9 protein-coding genes are annotated in these 12,142 nt (G+C 71.7%); 4 read left to right on the top strand and 5 right to left on the bottom strand.

The genetic code is table 11. From position 1 onward, the window contains the following. Positions 1 to 58: 58 nt before the first annotated feature. Positions 59 to 1,672 carry an alpha-glucosidase family protein gene (locus tag QQA12_RS05045; RefSeq protein ID WP_226050147.1) on the bottom strand — a complete coding sequence of 538 codons (1,614 nt, stop codon included), beginning with the start codon at positions 1,670 to 1,672 and terminating at the stop codon, positions 59 to 61. A 177-nt stretch (positions 1,673 to 1,849) separates the two neighbouring features. Here QQA12_RS05045 and QQA12_RS05040 point away from each other — a divergent pair, with 177 nt between their 5' ends. Continuing rightward, positions 1,850 to 2,848, top strand: coding sequence for a polyprenyl synthetase family protein (locus QQA12_RS05040; protein ID WP_226050148.1), 999 nt, complete (start codon positions 1,850 to 1,852; stop codon positions 2,846 to 2,848). A gap of 60 nt (positions 2,849 to 2,908) precedes the next feature. Here QQA12_RS05040 and QQA12_RS05035 read toward each other — a convergent pair whose 3' ends face one another. From QQA12_RS05035 to QQA12_RS05020, 4 genes are all read right to left on the bottom strand, one after another. Further along, positions 2,909 to 3,706, bottom strand: coding sequence for a dienelactone hydrolase family protein (locus QQA12_RS05035; protein ID WP_226050149.1), 798 nt, complete (start codon positions 3,704 to 3,706; stop codon positions 2,909 to 2,911). 124 nt (positions 3,707 to 3,830) lie between these two features. After that, positions 3,831 to 5,237: a UDP-N-acetylmuramoyl-L-alanine--D-glutamate ligase gene (gene murD, locus QQA12_RS05030; RefSeq protein WP_226050150.1), complete on the bottom strand. Its 1,407-nt coding sequence runs from the start codon at positions 5,235 to 5,237 to the stop codon at positions 3,831 to 3,833. Further along, a complete protein-coding gene (gene murL / locus QQA12_RS05025; protein ID WP_226050151.1) occupies positions 5,218 to 6,573 on the bottom strand; it encodes a UDP-N-acetyl-alpha-D-muramoyl-L-alanyl-L-glutamate epimerase in 1,356 nt (451 codons plus the stop codon). The genes murD and murL overlap by 20 nt, the downstream gene beginning before the upstream one ends. A gap of 81 nt (positions 6,574 to 6,654) precedes the next feature. Beyond that, complete coding sequence (locus tag QQA12_RS05020; protein ID WP_226050152.1) at positions 6,655 to 9,264, bottom strand: bifunctional aspartate kinase/diaminopimelate decarboxylase; 2,610 nt, start codon at positions 9,262 to 9,264, stop codon at positions 6,655 to 6,657. 211 nt (positions 9,265 to 9,475) lie between these two features. On the opposite strand from QQA12_RS05020, the gene QQA12_RS05015 reads away from it, so the two are divergent. The 3 genes from QQA12_RS05015 to QQA12_RS05005 are packed head-to-tail and all read left to right on the top strand — an operon-like array spanning position 9,476 to position 12,073. After that, positions 9,476 to 10,336 carry a PhzF family phenazine biosynthesis protein gene (locus QQA12_RS05015; protein WP_056932896.1) on the top strand — a complete coding sequence of 287 codons (861 nt, stop codon included), beginning with the start codon at positions 9,476 to 9,478 and terminating at the stop codon, positions 10,334 to 10,336. A 23-nt stretch (positions 10,337 to 10,359) separates the two neighbouring features. Beyond that, positions 10,360 to 11,235 (top strand): PhzF family phenazine biosynthesis protein, encoded by an 876-nt coding sequence (locus tag QQA12_RS05010; RefSeq protein WP_226050153.1) that lies wholly within the window; start codon positions 10,360 to 10,362, stop codon positions 11,233 to 11,235. 37 nt (positions 11,236 to 11,272) lie between these two features. Next, entirely contained in the window at positions 11,273 to 12,073 is an 801-nt protein-coding gene (locus QQA12_RS05005; RefSeq protein ID WP_152985148.1) for an SGNH/GDSL hydrolase family protein, read from the top strand. Positions 12,074 to 12,142: the final 69 nt, after the last annotated feature.

Here is a 12,142-nt window from a genome sequence, read left to right as displayed (position 1 = left end):
CGCCGCAGGGGCGGAGATCGCTCTCCGCCCCTGCGGGCTGCGTCGCGGGTTGCAACGCTCAGTCGCGCCGTGCGCAGTACACCGCGTGGGCCGGCAATGCCAGTTCGCCGTCTTCGCACCGGCCCGCGACCGGGCCGGGCATGTCCAGCGCCTGCCAGTGGCCGCCGGGCAGCGGATGCCGCACCGGCGCGGCCGACAGGTTGAACGCCAGCAGCAGGGTTTCGCCCTGCGATTCGCGCTCGAACATCAGTACCGGCTCGGCGCTGTCGAGGAAGCGGATCGCGCCGCCGGTCAAAGCCGGGCGGGCGTGGCGCCAGGCCAGGAACGCGCGGAAGGCGTTGAGCACCGAATCCGCTGCGGCGTCCTGCGCCTGCACCGACAGCGCGCGGTGTTCGGCCGGGATCGGCAGCCACGGCCTGGCGCTGCTGAAGCCGGCCAGCGCCTCCCCGGTCCACGGCATCGGCGTGCGGCAGCCATCGCGGCCCTTGAAGTTGGGCCAGAAGGTGATGCCGTAGGGATCGCGCAGTGCCTCGAACGGCACGTCGGCCTCGCCCAGGCCCAGTTCCTCGCCCTGGTAGATGCAGACCGAACCGCGCAGCGAGCACACCAGCACGGCCAGCATCCTGGCCATCGCCGGGTCGGCCGGGTGCCCGCCCCAGCGGGTCACCGCACGCTGTACGTCGTGGTTGGACACCGCCCAGCACGGCCAGCCGTCGCGCATCGTCGCTTCCAGCTTCTCCACCGTGGCGCGGATGTAGCCGGCGCTGTAGTCGTCCACCAGCAGTTCGAAGCTGTAGCCCATGTGCAGGCGGCCCGGCGCGGTGTACTCGGCGGTGGTCGCCAGCGAATCCTCGGAGGAGATCTCGCCCAGCGTCACCGCCCCCGGGTACTGGTCCAGCAGCGCGCGCAGGCGCTCGAGGAAGCCCACGTTCTCCGGCCGGGTGTTGTTGTAGTAGTGGTACTGGAACGCATACGGGTTGTCCGGGCTGAAGCCGCGGCCCACGCGCTCGCTTTCCGGCTTGGCCGGGTTGTCGCGCAGCTGCGCGTCGTGGAAGCAGAAATTGATCGAATCCAGGCGGAAACCATCGACCCCGCGGTCCAGCCAGAACTTCACGTAGTCCAGCGTGGCCTGCTGCACTTCCGGGTTGTGGAAGTTCAGGTCCGGCTGCGACGACAGGAAATTGTGCAGGTAGTACTGGCGCCGGCGCGGCTCCCACTTCCAGGCCACGCCACCGAAGATCGACAGCCAGTTGTTGGGCGGGGTGCCATCCTCGCGCGCGTCGGCCCACACGTACCAGTCGGCGCGGGGGTTGTCGCGGCTCTGCCGGCTTTCGCGGAACCAGGCGTGCTGGTCGGAGGTGTGGCTGAACACCTGGTCGATCATCACCTTCAGGCCCAGCGCATGCGCCCTGGCCAGCAGCCGGTCGAAGTCGTCCAGGGTGCCGAACAGCGGGTCGACGTCGCGCTGGTCGGCGATGTCGTAGCCGAAGTCGGCCATCGGCGAGCGGAAGAACGGCGACACCCAGATCGCATCCACGCCCAGCGAGGCGACGTAGTCCAGCCGCTCGATGATGCCCGGCAGGTCGCCGACGCCATCGCCATTGGTGTCCAGGAAGCTGCGCGGATAGATCTGGTAGATGACGGCGCCCCGCCACCAGGGAGTGTTCGACATCGAGCGCCCCTCCGGGCTTGTGCGTGCCCGCGGCCGGGCATGGATGAACCACGCCAGCTTAGCGGCGGCACCGGAGCCATGGCGCGCAGTGCATACGTATTCACGGGCGTGCCGGCGGCGGCGCCCGGTCACCGGCGGCACCGCCTATAATCGCCCCACGCCCCCCGACGCCATCGCATGAGCATCGCCGAAGACCTCCGCCCCGCGCTGGGCCTGCCCGCCATCCAGACCCTCGCCGCCCCGGACATGGCCGCCGTCGATGCCCTGATCCGCCACCGCCTGTCGTCCGATGTCGTGCTGATCAACCAGATCGCCGACCACATCATTTCCGCCGGCGGCAAGCGCCTGCGGCCGATGCTGGTGATGCTGGCCGGCCATGCCGCCGGCGGCGCCGGACCCGAGCACCACCAGCTGGCGGCGATCATCGAGTTCATCCATACCTCCACCCTGCTGCACGACGACGTGGTGGACGAGTCGGACCTGCGCCGCGGACGCAGCACCGCCAACGCGCTGTGGGGCAACGCGCCCAGCGTGCTGGTCGGCGATTTCCTGTACTCGCGCAGCTTCCAGCTGATGGTCGAGCTGGACCGCATGCCGGTCATGCGGATCCTGGCCGACACCACCAACCGCATCGCCGAGGGCGAAGTGCTGCAGCTGCTGCACGTCCACAACCCGGATACCGACGAGGCGGCCTACCTGCGCGTGATCGAGCGCAAGACCGCGGTGCTGTTCGCCGCCGGCACCCGCCTGGGCGCGCTGGCCAGCGGCGCCGGCGAGGCCGTGCAGCAGCAGCTGTACGACTACGGCATGGCGCTGGGCTACGCGTTCCAGATCGCCGACGACGTGCTGGACTATTCGGCCAATGCCGAGGAGCTGGGCAAGAACCTGGGCGACGACCTGGCCGAAGGCAAGGCCACGCTGCCGCTGATCCATGCCATGGCGCATGCGGACGCGGCCGTGCGCGAACGTCTGCGCGGAATCGTGCAGGACGGCGATGCCGCCGCGATGCCCGAGGTGCTGGCCGCGATCCGCGCCACCGGCGGGCTGGAATACAGCCGCCAGCGCGCGGTCGAGTACGCCGACGCCGCCGAACGCGCGCTGGACGGCCTGCCCGAGAGCGATGCCGTCGCCGCCCTGCGCGGCCTGGCCCGCTACGCGGTCGAACGCAGCCACTGAGCCCTGCGCGGCCGGTTCGCCGGCCGCGCGCTGGACCGCATGGCCGGACCGGACGCCGGCTCAGCGTTGCAGCCGTTCCTCCAGGAAGTCGTCCATCATCTTCCACGCACGCCTGGCCGCACGCGGGTCGTACAGGCAGCCCGGCGGGCTGTTGGCGTCGGATTCGGCGAAGCAATGCACCGCGCCGCTGAAATTGACGAACTGCCAGTCGGCACCGGCGCCGTCCATTTCCTTGCCGAAGGCGGCGATGTCCTCGGCCGTCACCCCGCGGTCGGCGGCACCGTTGAGTACCAGCATCGGCACCTTGGCGCTGCCCGCGGCGGCCGGGCTGGGCGTGGACAGGCCGCCGTGCAGGCTCACCACGCCGGCCAGCGGCATGCCCGCGCGCGCCATTTCCAGCACGGTGCTGCCGCCAAAACAGAAGCCGACCGCGGCGATGCGCGAGGCATCCAGCGGCGCCTTGCCGGCCTGCGCCTTCAGCGCGTCCAGCGCGGCGCGGGCGCGGGCGCGCAGCACGGCGCGGTTCTCGCGCAGCGGCCTGGAGGCGGCGGCGGCTTCGGCATCGTCCTTCGGCCGCACCGCACTGCCGTACACGTCGGCCACCAGCACCACGTAGTCGTCGCCGGCGATGCGCCCGGCCTTTTCGATCGCCGAAGCGTTCACCCCGCGCCAGTTCGGCACCATCACCACGCCCGGACGACGCCCGTCGCCCTCGTCATCGAAGACCAGCACGCCGCTGTAGCGGGTGCCGTCCAGCTGCCATTCCACCGGCCGCTGCTGCAGCTTGGCCAGCGCCGGCATTGCCGCCGACACGCACGCCACCAGCAACGCCACCTGCCACTTGCGCATGGTCCGCATGGGAGTACTCCGGTTGGGTCACCGCTCCGAGTCTATGCCCGGCCGGCGTGAAAGGGCCGCACCGGCACCACGCCGGGCACCCCGCGGCCGGTGACGGCCAGCGGATGCCCGGCGGCCCGCGGCGTCAGGCGACGCCCAGTCCCGGGATCGCGCTGATGCTGTCCGGGTCGAAGCCGGCCAGTTCGGCGAAGTGGCGGCCACGTGCCACGTAGTCGCGGTAGGCGCCGAAGCTGGGCGCGCCCGGCGACAGCAGCACCACCCCGCCCTGCCCGCCCAGCGCGGCGCGCGCCTGTTCGACCGCGTGCGGCAGGTCGCCGGCCGCATGCAGGCCGAACCGGCCGGCATCGGCCAGCGGCTGCAGCAGGGCATGGATGCGCGGTCCGTTGGCGCCCATGGTGACGATCTCCAGCGGCGCGTTGTCGCGCATGTGCGCGGCGAAATCGTGCCAGTCCACGCCGCGGTCGTGGCCGCCGACCAGCAGCGCGATGCGCTGCCCGGCAAAGCAGTCCAGCGCGGCCAGCGACGCATGCGGCGTGGTGCTGATCGAGTCGTTGACCCAGCGCACGCCGTCGCGCTCGCCCAGCAGCTGCAGGCGGTTGGGCAGCGGGCGGAAGCCGCGCACCGCCGGCGCCAGCGCCACCGCGTCCAGCCCCAGCGCTTCCAGCGCCGCCAGCACCGCGCACAGATTGCCGCGGTTGTGGCGCCCCGGCAGCGGCGTGTCGGAGGTATCGAATACCGGCTGCGCGCCGCGGTGCACCACCTCGCCGACCATGTGCCAGCCGGCGGGCTGGTTGAACCACACCACCTGGCTGTGCGGCAGCTGCAGCGCGCGCAGGTGCGCGTCGGCGGCATTGAGCACCGCCACCCGCGGGTGGCCGGCGGTCACCAGCGCCAGCTTGTCGTCGATGTAGCGCTGCTCGCTGCCGTGCCAGTCCAGGTGTTCGGGAAAAATGTTCAGTACGACGGCCACGTCCGGGCGCGCGCCGCTGCGCGCGACCTCGCCAGTCTGGTAGCTGGACAGTTCCACCGCCCAGTACTCCGGCGCCGGCTGCGGGTCGAGTACCTCCAGCAGCGGCAGGCCGATGTTCCCGGCCAGCCCGGTGCGGTGCCCGGCCGCGCGCAGCAGGTGCGCCAGCAGCGATGTGGTGGTGCTCTTGCCCTTGGTGCCGGTCACGCAGACCGTGTCCGGCAGGCGGCCGTCGGCGCGGGCGTGCTCGCTGAACCACAGCGAGGTGCCACCGATGAACTGCGTGCCCCGTGCCTGTGCCTGCAGCGCCTCGGGCGTGTAGGGGCTGATGCCGGGCGACTTGACCACCACGTCGAAGCGCGCCAGGGCCTCGCCGGTGACCGCGCTTTCCACCTGCAGCGCGCCGGCGCTTTCAGCGCGCGCGGCGGCGGCTTCGGCCTGCGGGCAGAACAGCGTCAGTGACAGGCCGGGCAGGCGTTCGTGCAGCGCATGGAAGGCGGCGCGGCCCTCGCGGCCCCACCCCCACAGCGCCACGCGCTTGCCCTCAAGCTGCGAAATCCGCACGCAGGCGCTCCCACAGGGCGGCCGGGATGCGGTGCTCGCCGTCGATGACCAGCAGCGGCTCGAGCTTCAGCTCGTCGGCCGCCAGGGTGGGCTGGATCACGCTGGCGAAGCGCTTGACCAGCACGTCCTCCTTCCATTCCGGGCGCGCCGCCAGCGTTGCCATCGCCGCCCGCGACTCCCGGCCCTCGCCCACGCACTCGAACGGTTTGTGGTCCTGGAACTCCAGCAACGCGTCGAAGCCGCCGGCCTGCTCGCCGTCGTCGAGCAGGTTGCGGCCGAAGATGCGTACCAGCCGGGTCTTGGGCATGAACGGGGCCAACGCCAGGAACACGAAGTGGCACTTCGGGCAGACCCCGCACCAGCGGTTCACCGGACGCTCGCCGAGGATGTGGAAATTGCGGTTGCAGCTGGAGAAATGCGCGTCGTAGTAGTCGGTCCGGGCGAACTGCCGCGCCACCGCCAGCTCCGACAGCGGCCGCAGCAGCGAGTAGTAGTGCAGGTCGGCGGCGACGTGCCGCTGCACGTGCTCGCCGAACGCCTTCTCGAATGCCCAGCCCTTGGACCACTGGTGGTTGACCTCGCCGGTGCCGGCGATCTGGCTGCCGTAGCTGGCCGAGCGTTCGTTGGAGAACACCACCTGGTCCACGCCCTGCGCCAGCGCCGCCAGCACCATGATCGCCGAGTTCACCGCGGTCACCGGGATATGCCCGTTCCACGCGCCCTGGCGGTTGAGTTCGAACAGCTCCGGCGCCAGCGTGCGGCCGATGTTGAGCATCGGCAGGCCGGTGCGCTCGGCACAGGCGCGGATCAGCTGCGAACCGCCGATCCAGGTGACGGTCGCGGCGACGCCGGCATGGCGCAGCGCCTCGATGCTGACCAGCGAATCCTTGCCGCCGCCGATGGCGACCAGCGCGTGTTCGCGCAGGCCCAGCGGCTGCGCCGCCGGTTCGGCCTGCGCCTCCACCGGCAGCCGGAACCGGCCGCGCAGGTTCAGGCCGTTGCGGTAGGCGAACTCGCCCAGGCCGTTGAGATAGACCGTTTCCACCAGCGCCGCGGTTGCGGCGTCGATGGCGTAGCTGTCGATGGCCACCTGCGCCGGCACCGCCGCCTTGTAGTAGCTCACGCCGGCGATCAGGTGCAGCAGGCGCAACGCGCGCTGCACCGCCGCCGCGCGCGCACCGTCCAGCTGGAACGGCGCGCCCGGCACGGTGACGGTTTCGGTCATCTCCGGGCCGTCGTCGAAGGCGTAAACCAGTTGCGCCACGCCGGTGTCCGCGGCGAAGTCGCAGCGGACGAAACGGAAGCGGGTAACCTGGTCTTTGTCGAAAGCTGTCATGGCGTATCCGGAATCAAGCGGGGTGCCGCGTGGGGCGCGATGCCGGCGCGGCGGAACGAAAGGGGATGCGGGGCATGCCGGTCAACGCGCATCGTCGATGATGTCCTCGTGCGGCAGCGCGCGGTGGTTGTAGCGGCTGGCCATGCTGAAGCCGTAGGCGCCGGCGTCGGCGATCAGCATGACGTCGTCCGGGGCGGTGGTGGCCGGCAGCTTGACCCGCTGCGCGAACACGTCGCTGGATTCGCAGATCGGGCCGACCACGCTGAAATCGAGATCGCGCGCGTCGTCCAGCAGCGACAGGTTGGCGATGTCGTGCCAGGCGTCGTACAGCGCCGGGCGCAGCAGCGCGTTCATGCCCGCGTCCAGGCCGACACGGCGCACGCCGTCCTTCTCAACCACCTGGGTGGCATGGGCCAGCAGTACGCCGGCCTCGGCGACCAGGAAGCGCCCCGGCTCGACCGCCAGCTGGAACGCCGGGTGCACCGCCTTGACCTCGGCCAGGCCGGCGGCCCAGGCATCCAGGTCGAACGGCTCGTCGTCGTCGCTGTACGGCACCGGCAGGCCGCCGCCGATGTCGAGAATCTCCACGCTGCCGATGCGGCGCGCGAAACCGGCCAGTTCGTCGACCACCTGCTTCCAGTGGCCGCTGCTCTCCACGCCGCTGCCCAGGTGCGCGTGGATGCCGGTCACGCGCACGCCGATGCCACGCGCCACGTCCATGAATTCGTCCACCCGCTGTGCCGACAGGCCGAACTTGGCTTCCTTGCCGCCGGTGTTGACCTTGCGGTGGTGGCCGTCGCCATGGCCCAGGTCGATGCGCAGCCACAGCACGCGGTCGCGGAACACCCCGGGCCAGCGCCGCAGCAGCTCGACGTTGTCGACGGTGACGTTGACGCCGCGCGCCAGTGCCGCGGCGTACTCGCCGATCGGGGCGAAGCTGGGGGTGAACAGCACCCGCGACGGCGCCAGTTCCGGCAGCGCCTCGAACACGTGCTCGACCTCGCCCAGCGAGACGCACTCCAGGCCGAAGCCTTCCGCGGCCAGCGCGCGCAGGATGGCCGGATGCGGGTTGGCCTTGATCGCGTAGTAGCGCCGGTCCAGCGCCGCCACGGCCTGCAGCTGGCGCGCACGCGCGCGTACCGTCGGCAGGTGGTAGACGTAGCGCGGCGTGCCCTGCGCGGCCAGTTCCAGCAGTTGCGCGCGCGACTGCGGCGCGCGCCACCACGGCGTCGGGCGCGGGCGCACGCTGCCGGTGATCTCGCGCCAGCGCGGGCCGAACACCTGCTCCTCGTAGACCGGCATGGCACCGCTTTCGATCAGTTCGTCGTGCAGGATCGGCAGCAGGCCGTCGGCGTCGGCCTCGTCGATCACGAAGGTCAGGTTCAGGTCGTTGGACGACTGCGAGATCATGTGCACGCGCTCCTTGCCGAACGTGGCCCACACGTCCGAGAGCTTGTACAGCAGCGAGCGCATGCCGCGGCCGACCAGGGTGATCGCCGCGCACGGCACGATCACCTTGACCTTGCAGATCTGCGACAGGTCGGCCGACAACGCCGCCAGCACGTCGGTACTGACCAGGTTCTCGGACGGATCCAGCGAGACGGTGACGTTGGTCTCGGCCGAGCCGATCAGGTCCACCGACAGGCCGTGCCTGCGGAACAGGTCGAACACGTCGGCGAGGAAGCCGACCTGCTGCCACATGCCGATGCCTTCCATCGACACCAGCACGATGCCGTTGCGGCGGCTGATCGCCTTGACTCCCGGGACCGGCTCGGCGCTGCCGTCGATGCTGGTACCGGGCATGTGCGGACGCTCGGTATCGAGGATCGCCATCGGCACGCCGGCGTCGCGGCACGGCTTGATCGAGCGCGGGTGCAGCACCTTGGCGCCGGTGGTGGCGATTTCCTGGGCCTCGTAATAGTCCAGCCGGGTCAGCAGGCGCGCATCGGGCACGTCCTTCGGGTTGGCGCTGAACATGCCCGGCACGTCAGTCCAGATCTCCACCCGGCTGGCGCCCAGCAGCGCGCCGAAGTACGCGGCCGAGGTGTCCGAGCCGCCGCGGCCGAGGATCGCCGTGCCGCCGTCGCCGTGGCGGGCGATGAAGCCCTGGGTGATCAGCATGCGCGGGGGCTGGGCCGCGAAGCGCTGCCGGAAACCGGCGTCGCCCTGCCACTGGCAGTTCACCGACAGCCGCTGCGACCAGGCGCTCTGGTTGGGCGCCGGCGGCTGCGCGTGCAGCCACTGCCGGGCGTCCATCCAGCCGAAATCCAGGCCATTGCCATGCAGGTAGGCGGCGCCGATGGTGGAGGACAGCAGTTCGCCCTGGCCCAGCACCTCGGCCTGCCAGTCCAGCGGGCGCTGCGCCGCACGCGGGTCGTCGAGCAGCGCCTGCAGCGCCGCCAGCCGCGCGGCCAGCACCTCCTCGCCCAGTTCCAGCTCGGCCAGGAATGCGTTGTGGCGGGCGACCAGCGCGGCCACCCGCTCGCGGCTGTCGGCGGCGCCATCGGCGATCGCGGTCAGCTCATTGGTCACGCCCGACAGCGCGGACACCACCACCAGCACGCGGCCACCGGTCTCGTCCGCACGTTTTTTCGCCAGTTCCCCGATCGTGTTCCAACGATGACGACGCGACACCGAGGTGCCACCGAACTTGAGGACGATCCAGCGATCGACGAGGGGGGAAGAGGACATTGGCGTGGGGGTTCACGGTGGGGAAAGACCCGACTGGCGGGCGGAACCGTCGATTCTATAGCCATGCCCCGCCCTGCGCCGCCGGTTGCGGGCCACGGCATTGCACCGGCGCCGGTCCCGGCGTGCGCGGGTGGCATGCCGCGACCGGCCGGGTGCTCGCGATGCGGGCGCGCCCGCCCTATGCTGGCCGGCCCCCGTACCGGCCGTAACCATGAACGCACGCCGCTATCTGCAACTGGATGTCTTCGCCGCGCGCCCGGGCGCCGGCAACCCGCTGGGCGTCGTACTCGATGCCGAGGGCCTGGACGATGCCGCCATGCAGGCCATCGCCGCCTGGCTGAACCTGTCCGAGACGGTCTTCTTCCTGCCGCCGGAAGCCGGTGCCGACTACCGTATCCGCATCTTCACCCCGAAGATGGAACTGCCCTTCGCCGGCCACCCCAGCGTCGGCGCGGCCTGGGCGGCGGTGGAGTACGGCCTGGCCACCCCCGACGACCAGGGCAGTCTGCTCCAGCAGTGTGCCGCCGGCCTGCTGCCGGTGCGCGTGCACGGCGGTGGCCGTTTCCGCCTGCTGCACGTGCGCAGCCCGCGCGCGCAGCACCGCGACCTGGCCGCGCCGCCATTGCCGCCCGGGCTGGCCGCGCTGGCGCATCCGGACGCGGCACCGGCACTGTGGAACAACGGCCCGGACTGGTGGCTGCTGGAGGCCGGCGACGAAGCCGCGCTGCGCCGCTACCGGCCGGAACTGGCGGCCATCGCCGCCCTGCCCGGCAACGGCAAGCTGGCCGTGTTCGCCGCCGCGGCGCGGCCGGATGTCGGCTACCAGTACGTGGTGCGCGCCTTCGCCCCCGGCGTCGGTATCGACGAGGATCCGGTGACCGGCAGCGCCAACGCGCTGGTCGCCGCGCACCTGCTGGCGCAGGGCCGGCTCGGGCCGGGGCAGCAGTACCGCGCCAGCCAGGGCCGTGAGCGCGGCCGCAACGGCGAGGTCCACGTGCAGCTGGACGCCGAGGGCCATGTCTGGATCGGCGGCGAAGTGCAGCCGGTCATCGACGGCCGCCTCGACTGGTAACCCCTTCACAACGGAAACACCGCATGACCACCCGCCGCTTCCTGCAACTGGACGTCTTCGCCCCGCGCCCCGGTACCGGCAACCCGCTGGCCGTGGTGCTCGACGCCGATGGCCTGGACGATGCCGCCATGCAGGCCATCGCCCGCTGGACCCGCCTGCCCGAGACCACCTTCGTGTTCCCGCCCACCACGCCGGGCAGCAGCTACCGCATCCGCATGTTCGCGCCGCAGAAGGAAGTGCCTTTCGCCGGCCACCCCAGCGTCGGCAGCGCCCACGCGGTACTGGAGTGCGGCCTGGCCACGCCGGTCGACGGCCTGCTGGTGCAGGACGGCATCGCCGGCCAGCTGCCGCTGCGGGTGGACACGATCGACGGTGTCCGCCGCATCGCCATCCGCACCCCGCGCGCGTCGGTGATGGACGTCGTGGATGCCACCGATGCGCGGCTGCGCCCGGCCATCGCCGGCTGGCCGCTGGGCACGCTGCCGCCGGTGCTGATGGACGGCGGCCGCCGCTGGTGGCTGGTGGAGCTGGCCGACGAGGCCACGCTACGTGCCCTGGCCCCTGACTGGGACGCCATCGCCACCCTGGCCGAAGCCACGGGCGCGATGGGCGTGTTCGCCTACGCCCGCAGCCATGGCCAGCCGCACGACCTGGCGGTGCGCGCCTTCGTCGGCAACGGCCGTCGCTTCGAGGACGCCGCCTCCGGCGCCGCCAATGCGGTGCTCGCCGCGTGGCTGGACGAACGCGGCGCGCTGCCCGGCCATGGCGGCCGCTACAGCGCCAGCCAGGGCCGCGAAGTCGGCCACGACGCGCTGCTGGAACTGCGTGTCGACGAACACGGCGACGTGTGGTCCGGTGGACAGGTGCAGACGGTGATCCGCGGAACCATCCACTGGTAGTCCGGTCGAACCGGCACACCCCGGGCGGATCGTCCCCATGCGTCGATGGATGCTGCTGTTGTCCCTGCTCGTCGCCGGCATGCAGGTACCTGCGGGTGCCATGCAGCCGGCAGCCCCGCAACGCGTGCTGTTCGTCGGCAACAGCCTGACCTATGTCGGCAACCTGCCGGCCACGTTCGCCGCGCTGGCCAATGCCAACGACCAGCGCGTGCACAGCGCGATGATCGTCCAGGGCGGCGCCACGCTCGAACAGCGGGTGGCCGACGGCAGCGTGCGGCAGGCACTGGCCAGCTACCGGCCGGCGGTGCTGGTGCTGCAGGAACGCGGCGGCGAGCTGCTCTGTGGCGCCGGCGAGGCTGCCTGCCAGGCGTCCCGGCAGGCCGTGCAGGCACTTGCCGCGGCGGGCCGCCAATCCGGCGCACGGGTACTGCTGCTGGGCAGCTACCAGGCCCATCCCCGCGCGTCGGCGGCGATTGTCGAAGCCGAACGCGCCGCCGCCCTGCAGGCCGGCATCGGCTACGTGGAGATTTCCGAAAGCCTGCGCCGGCTTTCCACCGAGGCCGGCGCGCTCGCCTGGTACCACGCGGACGGCATGCATCCCGGGCCGGCACTGACCCTGCTCGATGCCATGCAGCTGTACCGGGCGCTGTTCGGCGTGCCGCCCGCGCGTGGCTTCGAGGTCGCCGCCCCGGTCTACGCCGTCCGCAGCGGGCTGCATGCCGAACTGCGCGATGCCGATGCACCCGCCCCGCTGCCGGCGGCGACGGCGCAGGGCACCCGTTACACCGACGCACTCGTCATGCAGCTCAATGCGCTGCTCGATGGCGAGCGCAGATGATCCAGGGCCAGCAGGCACGGCGCCAGGCCGGCCACCGTGACGGGAACGCGGTCACGGCGGGCACCGTCC

It is taken from the genome of Stenotrophomonas sp. 17(2023), from assembly GCF_030345315.1.
Taxonomy (GTDB): domain Bacteria; phylum Pseudomonadota; class Gammaproteobacteria; order Xanthomonadales; family Xanthomonadaceae; genus Stenotrophomonas; species Stenotrophomonas acidaminiphila.
The sequence above is the reverse complement of the archived record's forward strand: the minus strand, read 5'-3'. Positions and strand labels throughout refer to the sequence as shown.